Origin of the sequence: Bacillus sp. L381, assembly GCF_030284525.1 — a bacterium.
GTDB lineage: Bacteria > Bacillota > Bacilli > Bacillales > Bacillaceae > Bacillus > Bacillus amyloliquefaciens.
In genome coordinates this window covers 3,799,883-3,824,688 of the sequence record NZ_CP127224.1, presented here as the reverse complement: position 1 = coordinate 3,824,688, position 24,806 = coordinate 3,799,883, and the positions used below count along the sequence as shown (strand labels likewise).

The following is a 24,806-nucleotide window of genomic DNA, read 5'->3' as shown; positions in this document are numbered from 1 at the left end:
AAAAGACCCAAAATATGTAAGGGGTGACGTCAAAGAATACACTTTGCCCTTAACACATTTTAGGTCTTGCCTGCTTTATCAGTAACAATCCTGCGTGATTTACTTTTCGACCTCATTCTATTAGACTCTGATTCTATTGACAACTGGTCTATTTTCCTCTTTTGGGAAATAGTAAAATGAAAAAAGACCTTTTAATATATGGGTAATTGAGACTAAGGGGTGCTCTGTGCCTAGGGAAAAACCTCTCTGAAAAAGAGAGGTTATTTTTTCTTGATAGATAATAAAGCGATGGTGGCTAAAATCAGTAAAGTACCCAGCCATTCTGATATTCCGAAGGGAACACGCAGCCAGATCACCGCTAAAAAAGCTGCTGACAGCGGCTCTGCACAGGCGAGGAGGCTGGTTTCAGAGGCACTCAGATATTTCAGGCTTTCCAAATAGCAATAAAAAGCGATGAGCGTTCCGAAAATGATGATAAACACGATCGCGGCATATGCGGACAATGACCATTGGCCTTCAAACTTCCAAGGCGGCCGGATCAGGCTGAGAGCGGCTCCGCCGATCAGCATGCCCCATCCGACAATAATGGAGGAGCCCCATTTCTTCAAAAGCCGATGCGGCTGGAGGGTGTAAAACGCCAGTGCAAATGCCGAACTGATGCCCCAAAAAACAGCCAGACCGGATATAGACAGGCTGCCGACATTCCCGTGCGTGACCAAAATAAATGTGCCTGCAACCGCTAATAAGACAGCCAGCAGTTCTTTTCCTGAAGGAATTCTCTTTGCGCGGATCGCTAAAAAGCAAGTAATAATGGCCGGTCCTAAATATTGGAGAACGGTAGCGGTGGCCGCGTTGCCGTACTCAATTGCCGCAAAATAGGTGTATTGAACGCCTAACATTCCGAAAATCCCGAATAAGAGAAGAGGAATTCTGTCCTGCCTGTCTTTCCAAACGGCCCATATGCGCCCTTTTTCTTTGCGGTACGCAATCCCGAGCAGAAGTACTCCTGACATCAGCAGACGCACTGAAGTCAGCCACTCTGTATTAAAATGGCGGTGCTGAAACAGATACTGGGCAACCGTTCCTGAGACACCCCATAAGATAGCACCTGTAAGCACAAGCCAAATTCCTGTTGTTCGTGAATAAGAAAGAGAAGCGTGTTTTTCCAGCGTATAAACCCCCGATTCTGTTGTTGTCGCACTGATTTACAATAATTAGAAAGAGAGCGCTTTGTGTGTGATATATTATATACCACATATCAAAATGCGTCAAAGTGATTTATCAGAGTATGCGCTTACAAAATCGCGCCTGGTTAATGATGGTATAAAAAAACACCCCGGCAAGGTGTCCGGGGTGTTTTGGTTATTCTGCAATCGCATCTGTTAAAACAGGAACGACTTGTTTCTTTCTGGATACGACGCCTCTCAAAAGAGCCGTATTGTTTTCTAAAGTGACGTTGAACGCTTTTTCCACTTTTGACGCTTGATCACCGATGGCAAGCGCAAGAGAATCGTTTTCCAAAATGTCCGTAATCACAAGAAGGAACAGATCAAGGTTTTTCTCAGCAATTACTTTTGAAAGAGCCGCTTCTAATTCCGGCTGACGCTTTTTGACATCTTCAATATCAACCGTGTTGACTTGGGCGATTTCGACTTTTTTGCTGCCGAGTGTGAACTCTTTCGCATCAAGAGAAATCAGCTCTTCCACAGTTTTCTTGCTTAAGTCTGCGCCTGCTTTCAGCATGTTTAAGCCGTACTCTTCCGCATCTACGCCGGCAATTTCAGCAAGCTCTTTTGCCGCCGCGATATCTTGCTCTGTGCAAGTCGGGGATTTAAATAAAAGAGAGTCAGAAATAATTGCTGAGAGCATGAGGCCCGCAATTTCTTTCTCGATTTTCACGTTATTTTCTTTGTACATTTTGTTTAAGATTGTAGCCGTACAGCCGACTGGCTCAGCACGGTAGTAAAGAGGTTCCGCTGTTTCGAAGTTCGCGATACGGTGGTGATCGATCACTTCAAGAACCTGAACGTCTTCGATATCCTTGATGCTTTGCTGGCGTTCATTGTGGTCAACAAGGATGACGCCGTTTACTTCGTTTGCGGCTGTTTCCACGAAACGCGGGCTTTCCTGCTTGAAATAATCAAGCGCGTATTGTGTTTCGCCGTTGACTTGTCCGAGGCGGACAGGCTCAGCGTTGAAGCCGAGTTTATTTTTTAGATCAGCGTAGGCAATGGCAGAGCAAATGGTATCTGTGTCTGGGTTTTGATGTCCGAAAATAAGAATTTTTTCCATAATAACTCCTTGTCCTTTTTTGTAGTGTAAACAATCTTTTTATAGTTTAACACGTCTTGCGGAGGGTGTAATCTTCAAAACCTTAAAAATTGATGTGAAAAAGAAGCATTTTTGTTGAGAGGGAGAGATGATTGCGAGTAAAATACTGGGTAAGTCAGATGCTAATCAGCATATAGTATCAAAAAAGGTACTATGGAGGATGAAAAATGAACATATATCCGAATAAAGAAGGTTGTCCGGTTGAGCTGACGCTTTCCGTTATCGGCGGAAAGTGGAAGGGCATTTTGTTTTATCATATGATCGGCGGAAAAAAGCGGTTTAATGAGTTTCGGCGCATTTGCCCCAGCATTACGCAGCGTATGCTGACGCTCCAGCTTCGTGAGCTTGAGGCGGACGGCATCGTGCATCGCGAGGTGTATCAGCAGGTGCCTCCAAAGGTGGAGTATTCACTCACCGAATTCGGCAGGTCGCTTGAACCGATCGTGCTGCAAATGAAGGAATGGGGAGATGCCAACCGGGAGTTTCTTGAGACATACCGGGAAAAAACGTCTCCTCGAGATCAGTCCGTTCAAAAATAAGAAGCAGCAAAGGATGACATTCCTTGCTGCTTTTCTTTATTTCATCGCGATGGCCTTTCTGGCGTTGCGGACGTCGTTTTTCAGTAATTCACTCAGGTTATGAGCCGGATAATGACCGTGTTCTTCCATATACTCAAAGACCATTTGGTGCCACTTGATGGCCGCGTTTAAGTGCTTGACGAAGACGTTTCTTAATTGGGGTGTGGCCGTCTCTGTAATGGCGCCGGCGTAGTTGCGCACGGACGTTTTGGCCATGATCAGCAGGCCGCCGCTGTAAAAGGAGGAATCAGTGCGCTCTTCTGTTTCATCTTCACGAAAGCCGGGGGCTTCCGGAAAGAAAGGAAGCAGCTCACGCAAATTTTGTTCCAGCGAATGGATGGAAAATCTGTAAAGCTGTTTTAATCTGGGATCGCTTACTTTCTGTTCTGTTCTTTTTAATTTCACAAGTCCATTTGCTTGGAAAGCCACTAACTCATGCAGTTCTAACGTTTCATGCCATGCTAATGTTCTCCGCTCAGTCATGGTGTAAGAATCTCCTTTATCCTTCATTTTCACTATCAGCATATGCCCCGGTGCCGATGTTGTTCCTGATGTTTTGAAGTTTCCAGAAAGGGAAACTTAATGTAAAGGAAATACGAAACAGAGGTGAAACTATATGTGGGACATGATAAAGAACTTCTTCCTTTTCAGCAGCGGTGTTTTACAGGCAACCACTCTCTTACTTATCGTTATCGTCTTGTTATATGTACGAAAAACCAAAAAGAAAAACAGAGATACTTCTGGTTTCATGGATGATCAGGATCACTGATACAACGGGCATTCTTTCACTGGGATGTCCGTTTATCTGTTTCTATGTTTCACATGGAACATTGCGGCTGTCCGCGCTCATTTTACTTACGATTTTGACTTATGTTAAAATGTATACGTGTATTTTGGAGAGTTTATGGAAAATTCAGGTCTTGAAAGAGACATTGCGGCGTAAAAGAGCAGTCGTCTAAGCTGCTCTTTTCTATTCGTATGTTCTGAATGATACAAGGTTTGAGGTGAGTAAGTGAAAAATACAAGGGCTCTAATAGAAGGCGCCATTTTGATCAGTATTTTTGCAATCATTTCCCTTTTGGTCGTGTACCTGCCTTTACTGGGGGCGGTTCTTCTCTTTGCTTTGCCGCTGCCGATCATTCTTTACACCATTCGGCACGGTCTGAAGCCGGGGATATGGATGGGTCTTGCCAGCCTTCCTGTCAGTTTTATTGTGAGTTCGTTTACCGGACTTACAGGCGCTTTTACGGCGGTCTGTACGGGAATCGCTATGGGATATTACTTTAAAAAGAAACAGCCCGGTTATGCGGTTGCATCCGGCGCTTTGGCGTATGTGCTGTGCGGCGTCGTTTTTTTTGTGGTCAGCATCGTGTTTCTAAATATGAATGTGGTTGATAATACTATGTCCCAGCTTCGGGAGTCGCTGTCTGCGGCAGACGCCATGTCAAAGCAGCTGGGTTACGGAGATCAGTTCGGGAAGCAGATGAAACTGATGGAAAGTCAGCTGAGCACGCTTCAATATCTTTTTCCGGCCGCGCTCGTATTGATCGGCGTTGTTTCTGCTTTCATCAGTTATGCGATAGCAAGGCCGCTTTTAAGGCGATTCTCCCCCGATCTTCCGAAAATGAAGCCTTTTAGAGAGCTCAAACTCCCGCAAAGCGTTGTCATTCTGTACTTTATTGTGACGATATTAGGGTTTCTGCATTTGGAAAAAGGGCATATGCTGTATTCGGTTTCATTGAATGGGGGATTTATTCTCAGCTTGCTGATTTGTATTCAAGGATTAGCGTTTATTTTTTTCTACTGCCATGAGATGGAGATGCCAAAAGCCGTTCCTGTATTAGCGATTGTGCTGGGTGTGCTTTTTCCGTTTATCCTGTCCGTGTATCTCCTCTTAGGCATCATTGACATAGGCTTTAACATAAGAAATAAGGTGACGCGAAATTGAGTGTGACTTACAGGTGGGGAGTTGATAGAAATGCCTAGTTTTTATGAAAAACCGTTGTTTCGGTATCCCATCTATGCATTGATTGCATTATCAATCATCATAATCCTCATCAGCATCTACTTTAACTGGGTGATAGGAGCCGTCGGCGTTGTGCTGCTCGCCGTGATCTTGTTTTTCATTAAGCGTGCGGATTCTCTGATCAGAAGAGAAATTGACGATTATATCTCCACGTTATCGTATAGATTGAAAAAAGTAGGCGAAGAGGCATTAATGGAAATGCCTATCGGGATTATGCTGTTTAATGATCAATATTACATTGAGTGGGCGAATCCGTTTTTGTCTTCCTGCTTTAATGAAAGCACGCTCGTCGGGCGCTCGCTGTATGACACATGTGAGGCCGTCGTGCCGCTGATCAAGCAGGAGGTCGATTCGGAAACGATCACCTTGAATGAGCGGAAATTTAAAGTGGTGATTAAAAGAGATGAGCGCTTGCTTTATTTCTTTGATGTGACAGAACAGATTCAGATTGAAAAGCAGTACGAAAATGAGAGAACCGTGCTGGCATATGTCTTTTTAGATAATTACGATGATGTCACACAGGGGCTGGATGACCAAACGAGAAGCACGATGAACAGCCAGGTCACCTCATTATTAAATGCGTGGGCGCAAGAGTACGGCATTTTCCTGAAGCGGACGTCCTCGGAGCGGTTTATCGCGGTGTTAAATGAACACATATTAACTGAGCTTGAAAACGCGAAGTTTTCGATTTTGGATGAAATTCGTGAAAAAACATCAGTTCACACTGTATCTTTGACCCTCAGCATCGGCATCGGCGCTTCGGTTTCTTCTTTGAAAGAGCTTGGGGATCTGGCGCAGTCCAGTCTCGATTTGGCTCTCGGCCGCGGAGGCGACCAAGTGGCGATCAAAATGCCGAACGGCAAGGTGAAATTTTACGGCGGCAAAACGAATCCGATGGAGAAGCGCACAAGGGTGCGTGCCCGGGTGATTTCCCACGCGCTCAAGGAAATTGTCTCAGAAAGCAGCAATGTCATTATCATGGGGCATAAATTTCCTGACATGGACGCAGTCGGAGCCGCAATCGGAATATTGAAGGTGGCGCAGGCCAACGGCAAAGAAGGCTACATCGTCATTGATCCGAACCAGATCGGATCAAGTGTTCAGCGCCTGATTGAAGAAATTAAAAAATACGAAGAGCTGTGGTCGCGGTTTATCACGCCGGAAGAGGCGTTGGAAATTTCAAATGATGACACGCTGCTTGTCGTCGTGGATACACATAAACCGTCCTTTGTGATGGAAGAGCGTCTCGTGAACAAAATCGAGCACATCGTTGTGATTGACCACCACCGAAGAGGCGAGGAATTTATTAAAGATCCGCTGCTCGTTTATATGGAGCCATACGCTTCATCCACCGCGGAACTCGTGACGGAGCTGCTTGAGTACCAGCCGAAGCGGCTCAAAATCAATATGATTGAAGCGACGGCCTTGTTAGCTGGTATAATAGTGGATACGAAGAGCTTTTCCCTTCGTACGGGCTCGCGGACGTTCGACGCCGCTTCTTATTTGAGAGCGAAAGGCGCAGATACGGTTCTGGTGCAGAAAGTCCTCAAAGAATCGGTCGGTTCTTATATCAAGCGGGCGAAGCTGATCCAGCATACATCTCTATATAAAGAAAATATCGCGATTGCTTCTCTTCCTGAGAACGAAGAGGAGTACTTTGACCAGGTGCTGATTGCGCAGGCGGCCGATTCCCTTTTATCGATGAGTGAAGTGGAAGCTTCATTTGCCGTAGCCAGACGGGATGAACATACGGTGTGCATCAGTGCGAGATCGCTTGGCGAGGTCAATGTGCAGATTATTATGGAGGCGCTGGACGGCGGAGGGCATTTAACCAATGCGGCGACCCAGTTATCGGGCATTTCTGTTTCCGAAGCGCTTGTCCGGCTGAAGGAAGCCATTGATGAATATTTTGAGGGAGGCGTTCAGAGATGAAGGTTATTTTCTTACAAGATGTAAAAGGTAAAGGAAAAAAAGGGGAAATGAAAAACGTAGCAGACGGTTATGCACATAACTTTCTCATTAAAAAAGGCCTCGCTGTCGAAGCAAATGCGACAAACATGAGCGCATTGAAAGGACAGAAAGAAAAAGAGAAAAAAGAAGCAATTGCAGAGCTTGAAAGAGCGAAAGACTTAAAAGAAACACTTGAACAGCTGACTGTTGAACTGAGTGCCAAATCCGGTGAAGGCGGCCGCCTATTCGGGTCTGTCACAAGCAAACAGATTGCAGAAGCGCTGCAAAAAACGCACAAAATTAAAGTGGATAAACGGAAACTGGAGCTCCAAGACGGTATCCGCACACTGGGATATACAAATGTGCCTGTAAAGCTGCATCCTGAGGTTCAGGCTGTGCTGAAGGTTCACGTGAAAGAAGAAGCGTAATATCAAATGAAAAACCCGCCGATCCGGCGGGTTTTTTTATGTCATCAGAGGCGCATCGTAAGAAAATGATGAGAATGTTTCATTTCCGAAGGTTATCAAATTGCATATTATATTACATCATAACGAAGGATGTGTCGGTATGAAGCGATTTTTTTCTGAAAACTTCTTTCAAAACCCTGAGAATAAAAAGGTACTGGAGGACTATCCGCTGGTCGGCAAGGGAAAAGACGGGGAAGTCTATCGCTTAACACCTAACCACTGCATAAAATACTTTTTTGAAGAAGAGACACGCAAGAAGGAATTGGCTGCTTTGCAGATCGGACAAGTTTCACCGGTGATTCCAAGACTGCATGAATACGGAGATCATTATATTGTGATGGAATATGTCCAAGGCACCTCCCTTGCCCGCCATATCAAAAAAGAAAAATCTCTATCCCTAGAACTGACAGCAGCAGTTTTAAATATGCTGGATGAATTAAAGGATCTCGGTTTTACCAGATGGGATGCCGAAATCAGGCACATTCTGATCAACGAACAAGGTGAACTTAAAGTCATAGACCATAAAAGAGCCTTTTCCTCCGTTGCACGAGTGCCCGTAAAACTGTTAAAAGGGTTGGGAAAATACGGCTTGGCGGCTGAGTTTTTGAACACCGTGAAAAAATTAAATCCGTCACGTTACCTGGAATGGCAGCTGCACATGTAAGTTTCTGAAAATCCGCACATGTAAGTTTCCTTTTTTGGGGGTCGTCATATGATATTTGTAACATTTGTTTGGTGGAGTGTGGAAAAAATGGAAGAATACATTATGGTCATCGGTGCTCATCCTGATGATGAACTATTGGGATCAGCAGGCACCATAAAACGGCTGATCAATGAAGGATATAAAGTGATTTCCATTATTACGGCATTAGGCAGAAAAGAAGAAGCGCATCACATTAAGCAATTAGGCGAACGGGCGAATCAAGAGCTTGGAATTGAGAAAGTCATCTTTTTAGAGCATACGAATTTAGAACTTGAATGTATCCCTCTTCATAAGCTTGTCAAAGAATTAGAACAGCTCATTCACGTCTATCAGCCTTCTAAAATTTTTACTCATCATTACGGTGATATCAATATGGACCATCAGAAAACATTCCAAGCAGTTTTGACAGCCGCCAGACCTCTTCCAGATCAAAAGCCTATTGAACTGCTTACGTTTGAAACGCTGTCTTCAAGCGAGTGGGAGAGGAATACGGCTGATAAACTCTTCAAGCCCAATTACTTCGTTAATATCACAGAGACGATGGACGCCAAACTTGCGGCGCTTCACCACTATGACGTAGAAATGAGGGATTATCCTCATCCCCGTTCATATGAAGGCGTTAAACATTTAGGAAGAGTCAGAGGGATGACAGCGGGCGTAGAATACGCCGAGGCATTTGAAGTGGTGCGGAGGATTTGGAAATGAACGAGATGTTTACCATCCCGTATCCATATATGGTCCAGACGCTTGATCAGTACTACGGAGTCAAAACGCGCCCGCAAAAAAAGACAGCAATCAAGACCCAGATGAAACAGTCACATCGTATTCCGCGAGTATACAGGAAGAAAAAGAAGTTATCCATTCTGATTGCCACATTTTGGGACTACCCGCACACCGGCGGTTTATCCAACTATATTAAAACGCTTAGTGAGGGTCTGAAAAAGAGAGGCCATAAGGTGGATGTCATATCCCCCAATCAGTTTCCTTCCGCAAAAGTAAAAAAACTGCGGACGGCTGTTGTTCCGTTATTAAAAGATTTCTTTAGAGACAGATACGGGGATTATAACGATCATATTTTGAAAAATAATCGGCTGATGTTCATATACGAGCAAATGCTTCAAAAGGTGAATTTGGGAAAATATGATGTGTTTCATGCTCAGGATTTATTTACAGCCAATATATTAGGCAGATTCAACCGTATCTATAAAAAACCTTTATTGTTTACACCGCATGGCATGTTTACTTTCAACAGACTAAAATTTCACATATTTAAAAAAGGCTCGGTAGAAGAGGCTTATTACAAAAAACTAGAGATGAAAGCCATTGAATATGCAGATCGCCTGATTATTATCAGCGATACGTTTCGCAGCCCGCTGATGAAGCTTGGAGCCGAACAGGAAGACATGACAACGGTGATCACAGGAATCGATTACGATGCAAAAACAGGCTGGAAAAAGAAACTTCCGTTACCGAAAAATAAAATCATCATCTCATGTATTGCGAGATTAGGCCCGAGAAAAGGGCATAATCATTTGCTTGACGCACTTGCGAGAATTCCGTCTGATGTACTTGACCATGTAGAAGTGCTGATCGTGGGCGACGGAGAGACACGGAGCGCGCTGGAGGAACAGGCTCGAAAACTGAAACTATCAATGGTCTCCTTTTTGGGAAAAAGAGATGATGTTCCCGCTATTTTGGATGTGACGGACATATTCGTACTGCCGACCATTAATGATAGTCTGCCCATTTCTATTATTGAAGCGATGTTCAGCGGCTCGGCCATCATCGCGACCGATTGCGGCGGCATCCCGGATCTGATCCGCCATAACAAAACGGGGCTTATTGTCGAGCCGGGCAATGCAAAGGATCTTGCCCGGGCATTGGCGTTTTTTATCTCTAACAAACCTGCGCGGAAGAGAGCTGCTTCAAATGCAAAAGCCTATGCAGAGAAATATTTAAGCAGTGAGACGATGATAAAAAATATCGAATCCGTTTATCAAAATACCATCAAGCTCGGAGGGAAATCATGAAACATGAACATGCGGCCGTTGTACTTGATTTCAGTGCAAACGGGATCGGGATGATTCGAAGCCTGGCCCGAAGAGGAATAGATGTTTACGCGTTTGACACGGAGGGGCCTTATCGTATCGGAAAATCAAGATTAGCAGATTGCGGGATATGTCCCAGTCCTTTAACACAAGAGGAAGAGCTTCTGACATTTCTGACTGATTTCGGGAAGCGATTTCAGGCAAAACCGGTTCTGTACGCAGGATCTGATGATTATGCGGGATTTATATCTAAATTCCGCAAAACATTAGCCGGTTTTTTTTTATTTTTGCTCCCGAGCCACTCTCTGTTAGAAACGGTTTTAGATAAAAGCAAAGCATATGAACTGGCGGTGAAGCATAACATCCCCTGCCCGAAAACCTTTTTTCCGAACAATCAGGATGAATTGGAAGAAGCCATCGCCAATATTGAGTTTCCGTGTATTTTAAAACCGGTGTCCGGCCATGAATACAGGAAAAAAGTAAACAAGAAAGCAATTGTGATGAAGGATGCGGCACAATTGCGCAAGGAGTTCAGCTCCTACAGAGAAAATGGAAAACTGCTCGTGCAGGAAATCATTCCCGGAGACAATCAGTGTTTTTATAAAGTCGCCACTTTTTATGATGACCAAATGAAATTAATGGGCTTATTTTCTCTGCAAAAAAACCATCAATTCCCTGCTGATTTTGGCGCGGGAGCTCATGTCGTGAGCAAACGGATTCCTGAATTAATTGAGAAGACCCTGCCGTTTTTTGAAGCGATTCAGCTGAAAGGAGTAGGCATGGCGGAATTTAAAAAGGACCCCCGGGACAATGTTTACAAATTTATAGAAATTAATCCGCGCTTTTGGCTCAGCCATAGCCTGACAGAACCGGCAGGCGTTCATTTTGTTTACATGTACTATCTGTATTTGACCGGACAACATGTGAAGCCTCAGCTCGAGCAAAAAGAGGGAATCAATTGGATTTATGAGGTGCGTTACTTCTTAACGTTTTTGAAGAAACGAAAAAGAGGAGAAATGACGTTCCGGGATTTTTGGAAAGGGTGTAAAGGAAAAAAGGAGTATGCTCTTTTTGCTTGGAATGACCCGATGCCTTTTATCAGAAACACTTGGTCACATCTCAAAAACAGCTGGAAACGGAAGCGGAAGGAAGGTCAGCATGTCTGAAAAGGATCTTTTATATGACGCATTTCAGAAACTGAGAATTGACGAAAAACTGTCTCATTCATTTGGCGAAAAGGCGGCTGTGAATCCGGATGACATCACATGCCTGAAAACAACAGACAGAAGCGCTATTTATAAACTGCTTGTGAAAAAGAAATCCGACACCGTCCCGCTGATTTTGAAGGTGTATAAATCCTCCCGTGAAAAAAACAAGGTCGAGATTAATATATACAGTAAAGCCCGTGCTGTCTTAGGGGATTTGCTGCCGGACATATATCTTATAGAAGAAAACGACCGGGAAACGTGGATATTTATGGAGTTTGTCAGCCAGATCAGGGGACAGCTTACATTTCATCCTAAGCATTTTCGGTATATTATTCCGTCTGTTGCTGAACTGCACAGCCGCACCTTTGAAAACAAGAAAATTTCTGACGGGAAATGGCGGTCATGGCTGCCGGTATATGAATCGGAAACCATGAGGAAGGGGCGTAAAAAGCAGATCAAAAAGACAGCGGAATTACTGGATCGGGCCCTCAAAGATGAGCGCACAAAGGATATCGTAAAGCCTCATTATCGGCAAATCGCAAACCTGCTGGAGCGAAAGGGGCCGGATTTTTTCCCTGAATTGATGCAAAACGGCTCAGCCATTACACATGGCGACCTTCATATGCAGAATATTTGCACCCACGATGCGTCCGGCCATGAACCGTGGGATATTCAATTCATCGATTGGGAATCAGCAAAATACGCGCCGGTTTGGTTTGATATGACGGTGCTGGTTGAAATTCTGCTTGGCTTCAGAAAAGATTGGAGCCCGCACGCGGAAGACATTCGGACGTATTGCGTAAAAGTGTATACGAAAGAAATGAAAAAGCGGGGTATTCATTTTCAGACCCCTCCTATGACGCTTTATAAAATGTCTTATTTGCAGAGGACACTTGAGAAAGGGCTTCATACCCAATTGCGAAGAATCTTCGACAATCGGGGAGGAGAGCTGCTCCCGTATCATGTAGACAAAGTGTCACAATGGGGGCGGGAACTAGGCTTATAGGTTTGAGAGAGGGGGGAGCGGATTTGAGAGAAGAGATGGTGCCTCTTGCCTTATTGCGCGTCATGGATCAATTTTACGGAATCGAACATCAAAGTGAGCAAGAGATGCTGCATTCATTTTGTTCGGAAGGAAATAGCTCCCCCAAAAGAAGAAAGAAGCCATTGCGCATTTTGTACGCAACCTTTCTCCGTTACCCGAATGTCGGAGGATTGGCTAGTTATATCACGTCCGTTAAGACAGGTTTTGAGCGAATCGGTCATCATGCGGATGTCATCTCGCCGCTCCAAATGCCGCCTTCATTTTTTCAGGAAGATATCCCGCGGGCCGCTGATGAAGTCAGAGCGTTTCTTCTCGGCAGATACGGCGCCGCAAACGAAAAACTTGTGAAGAATCTCAGCTATTTACATGTCTTTCAAAGATTTTTGAAGGAAAAAGATTTAGAACAATATGATCTGTTTCACGCGCAGGATTTATTTGCGGTATTTTTGCTGGGATACCTTAATCGAACGTATCGGCGTCCTCTTTTCTTCACGCCTCACGGACATTTTACGAAAAGCCGGATGAAGTTTCATAAAATCCAAAAGGGTTCAATTGAAGAGGCATACTTCACTGAAATAGAAAAACAGGGCATTCGGGCTTCGGATAAAATCATTACCATCAGTGACTCCTTTCACGCGCCTTTACTGGAGTACGGCGCGAAGGAAACACAGCTGACGACTGTTTATACCGGCATTCACATCCAGGATGCCCCCAAGCCGAAACGTACTGAAAAGCTCGTGATTGCGTGTGTTTCACGTCTGACTGAGCGAAAAGGGCATGACGTGCTGCTGGATGCCCTCGCGCAAATTCGGCAGCATTTATCGGGAGTCGAAATTTGGATAATCGGAGACGGGAAAATGCGGGGTTTTCTGGAAGAGAAGAGACGGAAATTGGGTCTTTCAAATGTCTTTTTCCTTGGAAAACGACGTGATGTGCCGGCGCTTTTGGCTGAATCGTCTATTTTTGTGCTGCCCACATTGAATGATAATTTTCCCATAGCGGTCATCGAAGCTATGTTTTCCGGTAAAGCCATTATCACATCTGACTGCGGGGGAATTCCTGAAATGATCCGGCATGAGAAAACAGGGCTTATCTGTCAGCCCGGCAATAGCCGCGAGCTTGCTGCTGCCCTCGTGTCATTGATTACGGATCAGTCTCTCAGAGAACGGCTCGGAAAAGAAGCAAAATCCTATGCCAGTCAGCATCTGCGTCAGGAAATCATGGTTTCAAAAATAGACAGTATTTATCAATCATTTTTATAAAAGGTTCCATATTGCCGGCGCCGGCCTGACAGGTGTTTCAAGAGCAAATAAAAGGCCGGCGTTCGATATCCGGCCTCTTTTCCAGAGCTGCAGTATTGGTCAGCTGAGATTTTTATGCCGTTCTTTTTAATCCAAGAGACAAGCTTCGTGTTGCCTGAACTGTTTCCGGATAATAAGAAGCACTTCACTTTTCCCTCAGCGTAAAAAATAAATATGAAAAGTTATGAATAAGCGATAACGAATGTTTCACCGGAATTTTCTCCATAAAAAAAGAGGCGGAAAGCCATCGCTTCCGCCTCCCGTACATATATATGAGAGAGCAGCCTTTATTTGTGTTCGTTCTCTTTTTGGACTTCAGCTAATTTGGCAAGCAGAATGTGCTGAGGCATGTGCATGATTCTCTCAAGCGGCATGTTCAGTGATTCTGCAAGCTTTTGTGCCGTTTCGGCGGAAATTTGCAGCGGTTTCATGTTATCACTCCTTCTGTTTCTTTATTGTACTAAAATCAAAAATCTATCGTAAGAGGATATGACAAAGAAATGGAGGTTTGAAAAGCCGGGCGTTATAACAGAATGGGGGGAGGTTTTTTATGCAATCGCCATTAATGTTATTACAGCTGAAGCTGGCTGATTATCAGAAAAAAGCCGCAGAACTGCGGACAATTGACGAATTTATCTTGCTGAGACAGACCTTGCAGGAAATGATGAAAGTATTTGCCGCTTGTGAAGAATGGGATCTGTATCAAAAAACGGCCGATCTCCTGGCGCAGACGGTGCTGCGTATTCGCTTCATTGAATGAGAAAAGCCCTCGCACGGGCGAAGGCTTTTCTTAAAAGGATCGTTCTTCTTCAATGTTTTTGTGCTGATCATAAATGACAAGCTTAGCCGGGCTGTTCTCTTTAGCCGTCTGCTCCGCCTTCTCAATCGCCGCGTCCTTTGATGTATAAAGAGCCGTCGGCGCCACATTTTCTACCTTCACAAACCATCCGTCCGCATCAATACTTGGTGTTACCGCATATGTTTTCATTTTTTCCCTCCTGGTTTCGATTTATTTATGTGTTTCCCAGCATTCGGAATGGTGAAACACATATCCATTGTCTGACAAATACAGGGAAAGCGATATTTTTCTATTCTTTTTCATGAGAAATGGTAAAATGGAGTTTGGATATTTTTTAAGGAGAGGACGGTGCTTAGCATGACAGACCTTCTGAATGATCGGCTGCCGCCGCAAAACATAGAAGCTGAGCAGGCCGTGTTAGGTGCTGTTTTTTTACAGCCGTCTGCGTTGACACTGGCTTCTGAAGTGTTGATTCCGGATGATTTCTACAGAATGTCACATCAAAAAATTTACAATGCCATGCTCGTGCTCGGAGATCGCGGCGAACCGGTTGATTTGATCACGGTAACGTCAGAGCTTGCGAATACCGACCTGTTAGAAGAGGTGGGAGGCGTCTCGTACCTGACGGACATCGCGAATTCCGTTCCGACAGCGGCTAATATAGAATATTACGCGAAAATCGTTGAGGAAAAATCGATTCTCCGCCGTTTAATCAGAACGGCGACCACGATCGCCCAAGACGGGTATACACGCGAGGATGAAGTTGAAGATTTATTAAGCGATGCGGAAAAAACGATTATGGAGGTCGCGCAGCGAAAAAATTCGGGCGCCTTCCAAAATATTAAAGACGTGCTTGTGCAAACATATGACAACATTGAGCAGCTTCACAACCGGAAAGGCGATATTACCGGGATTCCCACTGGTTTTATCGAGCTTGACCGGATGACGGCGGGTTTTCAGCGGAATGATTTGATCATTGTCGCAGCCCGTCCGTCTGTGGGGAAAACGGCGTTTGCCTTAAATATTGCGCAAAACGTGGCCACCAAAACGGATGAGAGCGTCGCGATATTCAGTCTGGAGATGGGTGCCGAGCAGCTTGTCATGCGTATGCTCTGCGCCGAAGGGAATATTAACGCCCAAAATCTCAGAACGGGAAATCTGACGGAAGAGGATTGGGGTAAGCTGACGATGGCGATGGGAAGCCTGTCAAACAGCGGTATCTTTATAGATGACACCCCCGGCATCCGTGTCAGCGAAATCCGTTCAAAATGCCGCAGACTGAAGCAGGAGAACGGCTTGGGCATGATTTTAATTGACTACTTGCAGCTCATTCAAGGAAGCGGCCGATCAAGCGACAACCGCCAGCAAGAGGTATCGGAAATTTCACGGGCGCTAAAAGCGCTGGCACGGGAGCTTGAAGTTCCGGTCATCGCTCTGTCTCAGCTCTCCCGGGGTGTTGAGCAGCGGCAGGACAAACGTCCGATGATGTCAGATATCCGTGAGTCAGGAAGTATTGAGCAGGATGCCGACATCGTCGCCTTCCTGTATCGTGATGATTACTATGATAAAGAATCCGAAAACAAAAACATCATCGAAATCATAATCGCCAAACAGCGTAACGGCCCGGTGGGAACCGTTTCATTGGCTTTTGTGAAAGAATACAATAAGTTCGTAAACCTGGAAAGACGCTTTGATGACGGCGGTGTTCCGGCAGGTGCGTAAAGCCTCAAGCAATGTCTTGAGGCTTTTTTTCATACGAAAGAACGAGAGAATGACATCCGTTGGGCAGACGAAAAAAGGAAAGCGCTTTTATATAATGGTATCAAGGGAGGAATAACGATGACAATTGAATTTCCGCAATTTCAAGCGGCGCAAATCCGGATCGCCCGGCCGACCGGACAGCTCAAAGAAATCATCAGGTTTTATGAAGAAGGCCTCGGACTGAAGAGGGTCGGCAGCTTTTCCGGCCATGAGGGCTACAGCGGTGTCATGTTCGGTCTGCCCCATACCCAATATCATTTAGAATTCACTGAAGAAACGGGCGCATCCCAGCCGGCGCCCGTTCCGCACGGCGACAGCCTGCTTGTCTTCTACATCCCGGATCAGCAGGAGGTCATCCGCGTCAGCATGAAATTAAAGCAGATGGGTTATGAAGAGAAAGAACCGGAAAACCCGTATTGGGGAGAAAAAGGCGTGACCATCGAAGATCCTGACGGCTGGCGGATCGTCCTGATGAATACAAGCGGAATATAAGCGGCTGTCCGAAGAACCTGTAACCCGGGTTCTTTTTCTAGTTAAAGCGTGAAAGTTTCATGAGTAATAGATAATAAATGAAAGAGAAAACGCTTTTAATCAGAGTTAAGGCGAACAAATATAGAATAATAAGATTTTAATGTTCGGATTTACGATTGACTTTCTGCATCGTCACTGATACACTTAATTTGTTTGAATGAGATATCGTTTTGAAAGGTTAACGGAGGTGCACGGATATATGTCTTCAGTAGTCGTAGTAGGTACGCAGTGGGGCGATGAAGGAAAAGGTAAAATTACAGATTTCCTGTCAGAAAATGCAGAAGTGATCGCACGTTATCAAGGCGGAAACAATGCAGGACATACCATCAAGTTTGATGGAGTCACGTACAAGCTTCATTTAATCCCATCAGGAATTTTTTATAAAGAAAAAGCGTGTGTCATCGGGAACGGAATGGTTGTTGATCCGAAAGCGCTCGTAACGGAGCTTGCGTATCTTCATGAACGCAATGTGAGCACGGATAACTTGAAAATCAGCAACAGAGCTCATGTAATTCTCCCGTACCATCTGAAACTGGATGAGGTAGAGGAAGAACGCAAAGGGGCCAACAAGATCGGCACAACGAAAAAAGGAATCGGACCTGCTTATATGGACAAAGCGGCACGGATCGGCATCCGGATCGCAGACCTGTTAGATCGAGACGTGTTTGCAGAAAAGCTTGAACGGAATCTTGAAGAGAAAAACCGTCTGCTTGAAAAAATGTATGAAACGGAAGGCTTCAAAATTGAAGATATTCTGGATGAGTATTATGAATACGGCCAGCAGATTAAAAAGTATGTATGCGATACATCCGTCGTCCTGAATGACGCGCTGGATGAAGGCCGCCGCGTCTTATTTGAAGGCGCTCAAGGGGTCATGCTTGATATCGATCAAGGAACATACCCGTTTGTTACTTCATCCAACCCGGTCGCCGGAGGGGTGACGATCGGTTCAGGCGTAGGCCCGACAAAAATCCAGCACGTCGTTGGTGTATCTAAAGCGTACACAACCCGTGTCGGTGACGGTCCTTTCCCAACTGAGCTGAAAGATGAAATCGGAGATCAAATCCGTGAAGTCGGACGCGAATACGGCACAACGACAGGCCGCCCGCGCCGTGTCGGCTGGTTTGACAGCGTTGTTGTCCGCCATGCCCGCCGCGTCAGCGGAATCACAGATCTTTCTCTGAACTCAATCGATGTGCTGACAGGCATTGAGACCTTGAAAATCTGTGTCGCTTACCGCTACAAAGGTGAAGTGATTGAAGAATTCCCGGCAAGCCTGAAAGCTCTTGCAGAGTGTGAACCGGTGTATGAAGAAATGCCTGGCTGGACGGAAGATATCACAGGCGCAAAAACATTAAGCGATCTTCCTGAAAATGCGCGCCACTATTTGGAACGCGTGTCTCAGCTGACAGGTATTCCGCTTTCTATTTTCTCTGTCGGTCCTGACCGTTCACAAACGAACGTCATCCGCAGTGTATACCGCGCTAACTAAGGGTTTGCAGCAGACAAGCCTCCGTGACCGGAGGCTTGTTTTTTCATGTGGGAAAAAAATAATAGTTTTTTTTCAAAAAAGTAGTTGCCACTTTCGAATGTTCTATGATATTATAAATCTCGTTGTTACGGAACAGCTTCAATAGAGTACTGCAAGAAAGCTTTTGTCTGAATGCTCTATGATACATAATCCGACACATCAAGAGCCATTAGCTCAGTTGGTAGAGCATCTGACTTTTAATCAGAGGGTCGAAGGTTCGAGTCCTTCATGGCTCACCACTTTTTATGGCCCGTTGGTCAAGCGGTTAAGACACCGCCCTTTCACGGCGGTAACACGGGTTCGAATCCCGTACGGGTCATTGATTTACTTTAGCGTTATTGCTAACTCCTTATTTGTCCTCGGAGGGCCGCCACGATACGGTTCTCCGGACAAATTACTGTAAGGTCCGGTAGTTCAGTTGGTTAGAATGCCTGCCTGTCACGCAGGAGGTCGCGGGTTCGAGTCCCGTCCGGACCGCCATTTTACTTTACTTTATAGTATAGAAAAGAAACATCTGGCTCGGTAGCTCAGTTGGTAGAGCAACGGACTGAAAATCCGTGTGTCGGCGGTTCGATTCCGTCCCGAGCCACTTACCCAAACGCATCTGCAATAGTAGGTGCGTTTTTTTCTTTGTTATTAAAAAAGGGAGAGCCGGCTTTTCAGCCGGCCCAGAAGAAGACGTCAAACAGTAGACGGCGATTTTTTTCGTGAGGTTTCAAAAAAATATTATTTTTTAAAAGAAAATAAAAAACATGACAAAAGGATGGCAGTTCAATACGTTTTTGCGCTGTTCTCTTTAATTTTTTTATCTTTTGACCTGAAACCGTTATAATAGACGGGGAACGTTTTTCACGTTCCGAATTGTGATCATCATGAAACAACAATAGATAAAATGAAGTCATTCTAGCAGGAGGAAAATCAAGATGATGGATAAGAAAATCCTTGTAGTCGATGATGAAAAACCGATTGCAGATATATTAGAGTTTAATTTAAGAAAAGAAGGCTATGACGTGCACTGTGCGTACGACGGAAATGAAGCCGTGGAAATGGTGGAGGAGCTTCAGCCTGATTTAATTCTATTAGATATTATGCTTCCGAATAAAGACGGAGTTGAAGTGTGCCGGGAAGTCCGGAAAAAATATGATATGCCGATTATTATGCTGACGGCTAAAGACTCTGAGATTGACAAGGTCATCGGACTTGAAATCGGAGCGGATGACTATGTCACTAAGCCTTTCAGCACGCGTGAGCTTCTGGCCCGCGTCAAAGCGAATCTGCGCCGCCAGCTTACGGTTGCGCCGGCTGAGGAAGAATCAGCTTCAAATGACATTCATATCGGATCTCTCGTCATCTTCCCTGACGCATATGTCGTATCAAAAAGAGAAGAAACGATCGAGCTGACCCATCGGGAATTTGAATTGCTGCATTACTTGGCCAAACATATCGGACAGGTCATGACGCGTGAGCATTTGCTGCAGACGGTGTGGGGCTATGACTATTTCGGTGACGTGAGAACGGTGGATGTAACAGTGCGCCGCCTCCGTGAGAAAATCGAGGATAACCCGAGCCATCCAAACTGGATCGTCACAAGACGGGGCGTCGGTTATTACTTGAGAAACCCTGAACAGGACTAACCGGCGATGAATAAGGTTGGTTTTTTTCGGTCGATTCAGTTTAAGATCACGCTGATCTATGTGCTTCTCATCATCATTGCCATGCAGATTATCGGCGTGTACTTTGTGAAACAGGTGGAGAATTCTCTCCTCAAGTCCTATGAATTATCGTTAAATCAGCGGATTGACAACCTTTCCTATTATATTGAGCAGGAATATAAAGGTGACAATGACAGCACCGTCATTAAGGATGACGTCAAACGTATTTTAAATGATTTTACGAAAAATAATGAAATACGGGAAATTACTTTTGTTGATAAAAGCTATGAGGTCATCGGTTCTTCGAGGCCTTATGGCGAGGAAATAGCGGGGAAACAGACGACGGACCCAATTTTCAAACGGATTTTCTCTACAAAACAGGCCTATTCAAAAAAATATTATGATCCTAAAAGTAAAAACAGAGTGCTGATTTCGGCAAAACCGGTCGTCACAGAGAATCAGGAAGTTGTCGGCGCGATTTATGTGGTGGCCAGTATGGAAGATACCTTTAACCAGATGAAAACCGTCAACTCGATTCTTGCTTCCGGAACAGGCTTGGCCCTTGTTCTGACGGCTCTTCTCGGTATATTTCTCGCCCGGACCATTACTCATCCGCTGTCGGATATGCGTAAGCAGGCGATGGAACTGGCAAAAGGGAATTTCTCCAGAAAGGTTCGAAAATACGGGCACGATGAAATCGGTCAGCTCGCAACGACTTTCAACCATCTGACGAGAGAGCTTGAAGATGCCCAAGCCATGACGGAAGGGGAGAGAAGGAAGCTTTCTTCCGTTATCGCCTATATGACGGACGGAGTCATCGCTACGAATCGCAACGGAGCTATTATTCTTTTAAACAGCCCTGCGCTTGAGCTGTTGAATGTTTCACGTGAAACGGCTTTAGAGATGCCGATTACGTCTTTATTGGGCATAAAAGAGAACTTTACTTTTGAGGATTTAGTAGAACAGCAGGATTCCATGCTGCTGGAGATCGAACGTGACGATGAAACCACTGTACTGCGGGTGAATTTTTCCGTTATTCAGAGAGAGCACGGAAAAATTGATGGTTTAATCGCGGTTCTTTATGATGTCACCGAACAGGAAAAACTCGATCGCGAGCGCAGAGAATTTGTTGCCAATGTGTCTCATGAGCTGAGAACACCGCTGACGACAATGCGAAGCTATTTAGAGGCGCTTGCAGAAGGCGCGTGGGAAAATAAAGAGATCGCTCCGCGTTTCTTAATGGTGACCCAAAATGAAACTGAGCGCATGATCAGATTGGTGAATGATCTGCTTCAGCTTTCTAAATTCGACAGCAAAGATTATCAGTTTAATCGAGAGTGGATTCATATGATCCGCTTTATGTCTCTGATTATTGACCGTTTTGAAATGACAAAGGAACAGCATGTCGAATTTATCCGCGAGCTGCCGGACAGAAATCTGTACGTGGAGATTGATCAGGATAAAGTGACGCAGGTTCTCGATAATATCATTTCTAACGCATTGAAGTACTCACCGGAAGGCGGACATGTCACCTTCTCAGTCGATGTGAATGAGAAAGAAGAGCTGCTCTACATCAGTGTAAAAGATGAAGGTATCGGCATTCCGAAAAAAGATGTGGAAAAAGTCTTTGACCGTTTCTACAGAGTGGATAAAGCGCGTACGAGAAAACTCGGCGGCACCGGGCTCGGCCTTGCGATTGCAAAAGAGATGGTTCAGGCGCACGGCGGTGACATTTGGGCCGACAGTGTAGAAGGCAAAGGAACGAAGATTACATTTACTCTTCCATATAAAGAAGAGCAAGAGGATGATTGGGATGAGGCGTGAAAATATAAAAACAGTCATACTGTCGGTGCTAGTCGTCATTAGTCTTGTTTTAACATGGGGAATTTGGACGTTCCAGCCCAATTTTTCAGAAGGCACGGCCTCAACCAAATCGACTGTTCGGGAAAAGCATAAAATTGATAAAACGAGCCAAAAAATGTCGCAAACGGTAAAACCTCGGGACATGTTTATTCATACAAACGGCTCTCATTATAAAGTGGATGATGAGACACTCTTTAATGACCTGTGGGCGGATTTGCCGCAATGGGAAGTAAAAGGGATGAAAGATATTTCCGATCAATACGACAAGCTCGGTTTTAAAAATTGGCTTTACGGCAGAAACGGAAATTCGGCAAAGCTCGATCTGCAATTCAATGACACCATTCCGATTGATTTCTTCCAATCGATGTTTAAATGGTCGAATCAGTCAATGGAATACAGCTCATTTGACCATATAGTCATTCCGTTTAATGAGAATAAAGCGAATAAGAAGATTTACATGGTCTCATACAGCAAACAGCTGATTCTGGAAGTGGCTGTGGAATCGGCGAATTACCGCAACCTGATGAATGAGCTGTACAGCAAAAAATCGAGTATGCCGTTATACCACCTCTATTCGGTCGGAAAAAGCAAAGAATTTCTCATGCCGAATTCGCGGTTTAATATGAAGGAAAAAGAATTTATTACTGAAACCATTAAGACGAATCTGTTTAAGCAGACGCTCTTTAATGATCCGAGCACGGTCAGAGAGGATCCGAATTACAATCGGAATGTGCTGACTGATGGAATCAGCCGTCTGGAAATCAATTCGACGCAGCGGCAGATTCAATTCCAGCACCGGAACCTGGCGCAAAGCGCTTCTTATCAAACGGGAGAGCTGATTAAGAAAAGCTATAAATATTTAGAGGATACGGGGAGCTGGACGGATCATTATCAATTTTTCAATGTGAGTGATAACCAGCAGCTGAGTTTCTACATGTTTAAAGATCAAATGCCTGTCATCAACAGCACGTCTAAGCCTTTCGGAGCCGGGCCTGTTATGACCCTGCAATGGGCCAATGACGAGGTTCTCAGCTACAAGCGGCCGAACTATGTTCTCGGGCCGAACCCGATTAAAACAAAAGACGTAAAAATGATGAGCGGCAATGAGGTTGTGTCGCTGCTGGAGCAGCAGGATAAATACGATGTGAACAAAATCGACCAGATCTTCCTGTCCTATCAAATGGTATCTTCGTCAACGAATGATCTTGTTGAGCTGGAACCCGTCTGGAGTATGAAAATCAACGGAAAGATCATTCCGATTACGAAAGATCTGCTGGGGAAGGAGGAGGACGATAATGGAGTGGAATAAGACAAAAACGATCTTCATCATTGCCTTCCTCATCCTCGATATTTTTCTCGGCTATCAGTTTTTTGAAAAACGCTCTAGCAGCGAATACGAAGTGATTAAAAATTCAAATGTGGAAAAAGACATGGAGATGGATCATATCACATTCGGCAACTTGTCTTCTGATTCCGAGACGGGCTACAGGCTGACAGCGGGCCAAAAGGTATTTACCGCGGAAGATATTGAGGCCTTGAAGGATCAGAAGCCGTTAATGGAGATGCCGACGGATGATCACAAGGTCACGACGCTGAGAATGAAGTTTTCCGATCCGGTCGGTTTATCGAAGCAAAAGCCGCAGAATGATGCGGAATCGCTCGTCAGCTCCAAATTAACCGGCGGAGAAAAATATAAACTGTGGAAAGTCGATAAGGATAAAAAACAGATCATTTTTTACCAGACGTACGACGGCCAGTTTATTTATCAGGATTTTGACTCGTCCTCAGACGCGATCGGACAGGTCATTCTGCATCTGAACGATAAAAACGAGGTCGTATCTTACGAGCAGACCATGTTGGAGTCATTCAAGCGAATCCAGACGGAAAGCCTGATTCCAGAGCTGGATGCGGTCGAATTATTGTATTCTCAAAATTACTTAAAAGCGAATTGCGCCGTCAAAAGTGTCAAGTTCGGCTATATCGCCCAATACCCGCTGACAAGTACGCAGGTGCTGGCGCCGGTATGGAGAATTACAATTGAAGATAAGACAAAAGGTCCGAAGAAGAAGACACAGCAAACGTACACTGTGAATGCATTGGAAAGCACAGTCATTGATAACAATCAAAATAAATAATGGAGTGAGACACAAATGGGCTTGCAATTTAGCGTGCTTGCGAGCGGGAGTACCGGAAACGCGTTTTATCTGGAGACAGAGGAGCACTCCTTTCTGGTGGATGCCGGCCTGAGCGGAAAAGCGATGGACGGGCTGATGGAGCAAATCGGCCGTAAGATAGACGACGTGGACGGCATCTTTGTCACTCATGAGCACAGCGACCATATTAAAGGGCTCGGCGTCATTGCGAGAAAGTACGGTCTTCCGGTATACGCCAATGAAAAGACGTGGAAAGCGATGGAGAATCAGATCGGCAAGCTGGACACCGGACAAAAGTTTTTGTTCCCGATGGAAAGCGTGAAATCCTTCGGCGGGCTTGATGTTGAGTCATTCGGCGTCTCTCATGACGCGGCCGAGCCGATGTTCTATGTTTTCCATTACCAAGGCAGAAAGCTCGCGCTGATGACGGACACCGGGTATGTGAGCGACAGAATGAAAGGTATTATCCGTTCGGCCAATGTGTTTGTGTTTGAAAGCAACCATGACGTCGGCATGCTGCAAATGGGCAGATACCCATGGAGCATCAAACGGCGGATTTTAAGCGATGTCGGCCACGTCTCAAATGAAGACGCGGCGCTCGCCATGACTGATGTCATCGGCGACAGCACATCACGCATCTATTTGGCGCATCTGAGCCAAGACAACAATATGAAGGAACTGGCGAGAATGTCCGTGCAGCAGACATTGGCTGCGAAAGGATTTGTCGCGGGGGAAACGTTTCAATTATTTGATACCGATCCGAAAATCCCGACGCCGCTGTGCGCCGTGTAATTTTTCCAAATGAATCATGATTATTAATCCGCGATCTAACCCACACTATAAGCAAATTAAGTTCTCT

General features: G+C 45.1%; 25 protein-coding genes and 4 tRNA genes. 24 read left to right on the top strand and 5 right to left on the bottom strand.

What is annotated here, in order from left to right; genetic code table 11:
• Positions 1–260: 260 nt before the first annotated feature.
• On the bottom strand, positions 261–1,169 hold the full coding sequence (locus QRX25_RS19555; RefSeq protein ID WP_283092441.1) for an EamA family transporter: 909 nt from the start codon (positions 1,167–1,169) through the stop codon (positions 261–263).
• A 193-nt stretch (positions 1,170–1,362) separates the two neighbouring features.
• Entirely contained in the window at positions 1,363–2,292 is a 930-nt protein-coding gene (locus QRX25_RS19550) for a manganese-dependent inorganic pyrophosphatase (RefSeq protein WP_065982806.1), read from the bottom strand.
• 206 nt (positions 2,293–2,498) lie between these two features.
• Between QRX25_RS19550 and QRX25_RS19545 the strand changes: the two genes are divergently transcribed.
• Positions 2,499–2,870 (top strand): winged helix-turn-helix transcriptional regulator, encoded by a 372-nt coding sequence (locus tag QRX25_RS19545; protein ID WP_013354236.1) that lies wholly within the window; start codon positions 2,499–2,501, stop codon positions 2,868–2,870.
• Between the two features lie 36 nt (positions 2,871–2,906).
• Here QRX25_RS19545 and QRX25_RS19540 read toward each other — a convergent pair whose 3' ends face one another.
• The gene (locus QRX25_RS19540; RefSeq protein WP_065982805.1) at positions 2,907–3,392 is read right to left on the bottom strand and encodes a spore coat protein; all 486 of its coding nucleotides are present in this window, start codon (positions 3,390–3,392) and stop codon (positions 2,907–2,909) included.
• A 133-nt stretch (positions 3,393–3,525) separates the two neighbouring features.
• Here QRX25_RS19540 and QRX25_RS19535 point away from each other — a divergent pair, with 133 nt between their 5' ends.
• The 10 genes from QRX25_RS19535 (at position 3,526) to QRX25_RS19490 (ending at position 13,618) form a co-directional block, all read left to right on the top strand.
• Positions 3,526–3,678: a hypothetical protein gene (locus QRX25_RS19535; RefSeq protein WP_004393059.1), complete on the top strand. Its 153-nt coding sequence runs from the start codon at positions 3,526–3,528 to the stop codon at positions 3,676–3,678.
• Between the two features lie 243 nt (positions 3,679–3,921).
• On the top strand, positions 3,922–4,857 hold the full coding sequence (locus QRX25_RS19530) for a YybS family protein (protein WP_065982804.1): 936 nt from the start codon (positions 3,922–3,924) through the stop codon (positions 4,855–4,857).
• Positions 4,858–4,887: 30 nt separating this feature from the next.
• Positions 4,888–6,867 carry a DHH family phosphoesterase gene (locus QRX25_RS19525; protein WP_065982803.1) on the top strand — a complete coding sequence of 660 codons (1,980 nt, stop codon included), beginning with the start codon at positions 4,888–4,890 and terminating at the stop codon, positions 6,865–6,867.
• Positions 6,864–7,313, top strand: a complete 450-nt coding sequence (rplI, locus tag QRX25_RS19520; protein ID WP_065982802.1) for a 50S ribosomal protein L9 — start codon at positions 6,864–6,866, stop codon at positions 7,311–7,313. The genes QRX25_RS19525 and rplI overlap by 4 nt, the downstream gene beginning before the upstream one ends.
• Positions 7,314–7,452: 139 nt before the next feature.
• Positions 7,453–8,016 carry a kinase gene (locus QRX25_RS19515; RefSeq protein WP_212099974.1) on the top strand — a complete coding sequence of 188 codons (564 nt, stop codon included), beginning with the start codon at positions 7,453–7,455 and terminating at the stop codon, positions 8,014–8,016.
• Between the two features lie 87 nt (positions 8,017–8,103).
• Entirely contained in the window at positions 8,104–8,760 is a 657-nt protein-coding gene (locus tag QRX25_RS19510) for a PIG-L deacetylase family protein (protein WP_065982800.1), read from the top strand.
• The gene (locus QRX25_RS19505; protein WP_212099970.1) at positions 8,757–10,085 is read left to right on the top strand and encodes a glycosyltransferase family 4 protein; all 1,329 of its coding nucleotides are present in this window, start codon (positions 8,757–8,759) and stop codon (positions 10,083–10,085) included. The genes QRX25_RS19510 and QRX25_RS19505 overlap by 4 nt, the downstream gene beginning before the upstream one ends.
• On the top strand, positions 10,082–11,269 hold the full coding sequence (locus tag QRX25_RS19500; protein ID WP_065982798.1) for a carboxylate--amine ligase: 1,188 nt from the start codon (positions 10,082–10,084) through the stop codon (positions 11,267–11,269). Before QRX25_RS19505 ends, QRX25_RS19500 begins: the two co-directional genes overlap by 4 nt.
• On the top strand, positions 11,262–12,317 hold the full coding sequence (locus QRX25_RS19495; RefSeq protein WP_212099967.1) for a phosphotransferase: 1,056 nt from the start codon (positions 11,262–11,264) through the stop codon (positions 12,315–12,317). Before QRX25_RS19500 ends, QRX25_RS19495 begins: the two co-directional genes overlap by 8 nt.
• Positions 12,318–12,352: 35 nt before the next feature.
• Complete coding sequence (locus tag QRX25_RS19490) at positions 12,353–13,618, top strand: glycosyltransferase family 4 protein (protein WP_212101827.1); 1,266 nt, start codon at positions 12,353–12,355, stop codon at positions 13,616–13,618.
• A gap of 326 nt (positions 13,619–13,944) precedes the next feature.
• On the opposite strand, the gene QRX25_RS19485 is transcribed toward QRX25_RS19490, so the two are convergent.
• The gene (locus tag QRX25_RS19485; protein WP_065522067.1) at positions 13,945–14,088 is read right to left on the bottom strand and encodes a YycC family protein; all 144 of its coding nucleotides are present in this window, start codon (positions 14,086–14,088) and stop codon (positions 13,945–13,947) included.
• A 119-nt stretch (positions 14,089–14,207) separates the two neighbouring features.
• Between QRX25_RS19485 and QRX25_RS19480 the strand changes: the two genes are divergently transcribed.
• On the top strand, positions 14,208–14,417 hold the full coding sequence (locus QRX25_RS19480) for a hypothetical protein (protein ID WP_115996337.1): 210 nt from the start codon (positions 14,208–14,210) through the stop codon (positions 14,415–14,417).
• Between the two features lie 30 nt (positions 14,418–14,447).
• Here the strand turns inward: QRX25_RS19480 and QRX25_RS19475 are convergent, their stop codons facing one another.
• Positions 14,448–14,645, bottom strand: coding sequence for a DUF2188 domain-containing protein (locus tag QRX25_RS19475; protein ID WP_065982794.1), 198 nt, complete (start codon positions 14,643–14,645; stop codon positions 14,448–14,450).
• A 168-nt stretch (positions 14,646–14,813) separates the two neighbouring features.
• Between QRX25_RS19475 and dnaB the strand changes: the two genes are divergently transcribed.
• The 12 genes from dnaB to yycJ all read left to right on the top strand — a co-directional run bounded on the left by dnaB (position 14,814) and on the right by yycJ (position 24,739).
• Positions 14,814–16,178 carry a replicative DNA helicase gene (dnaB, locus tag QRX25_RS19470; protein ID WP_014471300.1) on the top strand — a complete coding sequence of 455 codons (1,365 nt, stop codon included), beginning with the start codon at positions 14,814–14,816 and terminating at the stop codon, positions 16,176–16,178.
• 117 nt (positions 16,179–16,295) lie between these two features.
• The gene (locus QRX25_RS19465) at positions 16,296–16,709 is read left to right on the top strand and encodes a VOC family protein (RefSeq protein ID WP_212099964.1); all 414 of its coding nucleotides are present in this window, start codon (positions 16,296–16,298) and stop codon (positions 16,707–16,709) included.
• A 238-nt stretch (positions 16,710–16,947) separates the two neighbouring features.
• Positions 16,948–18,240, top strand: a complete 1,293-nt coding sequence (locus QRX25_RS19460) for an adenylosuccinate synthase (protein WP_013354219.1) — start codon at positions 16,948–16,950, stop codon at positions 18,238–18,240.
• A gap of 202 nt (positions 18,241–18,442) precedes the next feature.
• Positions 18,443–18,518: transfer RNA gene (locus tag QRX25_RS19455), tRNA-Lys, on the top strand.
• Positions 18,519–18,526: 8 nt separating this feature from the next.
• Positions 18,527–18,598: transfer RNA gene (locus QRX25_RS19450), tRNA-Glu, on the top strand.
• A gap of 84 nt (positions 18,599–18,682) precedes the next feature.
• Positions 18,683–18,759: transfer RNA gene (locus QRX25_RS19445), tRNA-Asp, on the top strand.
• A gap of 36 nt (positions 18,760–18,795) precedes the next feature.
• Positions 18,796–18,868: transfer RNA gene (locus QRX25_RS19440), tRNA-Phe, on the top strand.
• Positions 18,869–19,205: 337 nt separating this feature from the next.
• Entirely contained in the window at positions 19,206–19,913 is a 708-nt protein-coding gene (walR, locus tag QRX25_RS19435; RefSeq protein ID WP_004393104.1) for a cell wall metabolism DNA-binding response regulator WalR, read from the top strand.
• A gap of 6 nt (positions 19,914–19,919) precedes the next feature.
• Positions 19,920–21,755, top strand: a complete 1,836-nt coding sequence (gene walK / locus QRX25_RS19430; RefSeq protein ID WP_065982790.1) for a cell wall metabolism sensor histidine kinase WalK — start codon at positions 19,920–19,922, stop codon at positions 21,753–21,755.
• Positions 21,745–23,103: a WalRK two-component regulatory system regulator WalH gene (gene walH, locus QRX25_RS19425; RefSeq protein WP_065982789.1), complete on the top strand. Its 1,359-nt coding sequence runs from the start codon at positions 21,745–21,747 to the stop codon at positions 23,101–23,103. The genes walK and walH overlap by 11 nt, the downstream gene beginning before the upstream one ends.
• Positions 23,090–23,929, top strand: coding sequence for a two-component system regulatory protein YycI (locus tag QRX25_RS19420; RefSeq protein WP_212099961.1), 840 nt, complete (start codon positions 23,090–23,092; stop codon positions 23,927–23,929). Before walH ends, QRX25_RS19420 begins: the two co-directional genes overlap by 14 nt.
• A 15-nt stretch (positions 23,930–23,944) precedes the next feature.
• On the top strand, positions 23,945–24,739 hold the full coding sequence (yycJ, locus tag QRX25_RS19415; RefSeq protein ID WP_065982787.1) for an exodeoxyribonuclease YycJ: 795 nt from the start codon (positions 23,945–23,947) through the stop codon (positions 24,737–24,739).
• Positions 24,740–24,806 lie beyond the last annotated feature (67 nt).

Bases quoted from the DNA above. Each gene is read 5' to 3' on its own strand.
- QRX25_RS19550 (WP_065982806.1), bottom strand. From the start codon at position 2,292: ATGGAAAAAATTCTTATTTTCGGACATCAAAACCCAGACACAGATACC.
- QRX25_RS19480 (WP_115996337.1), top strand. From the start codon at position 14,208: ATGCAATCGCCATTAATGTTATTACAGCTGAAGCTGGCTGATTATCAG.
- QRX25_RS19490 (WP_212101827.1), top strand. From the start codon at position 12,353: ATGGTGCCTCTTGCCTTATTGCGCGTCATGGATCAATTTTACGGAATC.
- dnaB (WP_014471300.1), top strand. From the start codon at position 14,814: ATGACAGACCTTCTGAATGATCGGCTGCCGCCGCAAAACATAGAAGCT.
- QRX25_RS19540 (WP_065982805.1), bottom strand. From the start codon at position 3,392: ATGACTGAGCGGAGAACATTAGCATGGCATGAAACGTTAGAACTGCAT.
- yycJ (WP_065982787.1), top strand. From the start codon at position 23,945: ATGGGCTTGCAATTTAGCGTGCTTGCGAGCGGGAGTACCGGAAACGCG.
- QRX25_RS19475 (WP_065982794.1), bottom strand. From the start codon at position 14,645: ATGAAAACATATGCGGTAACACCAAGTATTGATGCGGACGGATGGTTT.
- walK (WP_065982790.1), top strand. From the start codon at position 19,920: ATGAATAAGGTTGGTTTTTTTCGGTCGATTCAGTTTAAGATCACGCTG.
- QRX25_RS19460 (WP_013354219.1), top strand. From the start codon at position 16,948: ATGTCTTCAGTAGTCGTAGTAGGTACGCAGTGGGGCGATGAAGGAAAA.
- QRX25_RS19420 (WP_212099961.1), top strand. From the start codon at position 23,090: ATGGAGTGGAATAAGACAAAAACGATCTTCATCATTGCCTTCCTCATC.
- QRX25_RS19495 (WP_212099967.1), top strand. From the start codon at position 11,262: ATGTCTGAAAAGGATCTTTTATATGACGCATTTCAGAAACTGAGAATT.
- QRX25_RS19505 (WP_212099970.1), top strand. From the start codon at position 8,757: ATGAACGAGATGTTTACCATCCCGTATCCATATATGGTCCAGACGCTT.
- QRX25_RS19500 (WP_065982798.1), top strand. From the start codon at position 10,082: ATGAAACATGAACATGCGGCCGTTGTACTTGATTTCAGTGCAAACGGG.
- QRX25_RS19515 (WP_212099974.1), top strand. From the start codon at position 7,453: ATGAAGCGATTTTTTTCTGAAAACTTCTTTCAAAACCCTGAGAATAAA.
- QRX25_RS19465 (WP_212099964.1), top strand. From the start codon at position 16,296: ATGACAATTGAATTTCCGCAATTTCAAGCGGCGCAAATCCGGATCGCC.
- QRX25_RS19545 (WP_013354236.1), top strand. From the start codon at position 2,499: ATGAACATATATCCGAATAAAGAAGGTTGTCCGGTTGAGCTGACGCTT.
- QRX25_RS19535 (WP_004393059.1), top strand. From the start codon at position 3,526: ATGTGGGACATGATAAAGAACTTCTTCCTTTTCAGCAGCGGTGTTTTA.
- QRX25_RS19525 (WP_065982803.1), top strand. From the start codon at position 4,888: ATGCCTAGTTTTTATGAAAAACCGTTGTTTCGGTATCCCATCTATGCA.
- QRX25_RS19485 (WP_065522067.1), bottom strand. From the start codon at position 14,088: ATGAAACCGCTGCAAATTTCCGCCGAAACGGCACAAAAGCTTGCAGAA.
- walH (WP_065982789.1), top strand. From the start codon at position 21,745: ATGAGGCGTGAAAATATAAAAACAGTCATACTGTCGGTGCTAGTCGTC.
- QRX25_RS19510 (WP_065982800.1), top strand. From the start codon at position 8,104: ATGGAAGAATACATTATGGTCATCGGTGCTCATCCTGATGATGAACTA.
- rplI (WP_065982802.1), top strand. From the start codon at position 6,864: ATGAAGGTTATTTTCTTACAAGATGTAAAAGGTAAAGGAAAAAAAGGG.
- walR (WP_004393104.1), top strand. From the start codon at position 19,206: ATGGATAAGAAAATCCTTGTAGTCGATGATGAAAAACCGATTGCAGAT.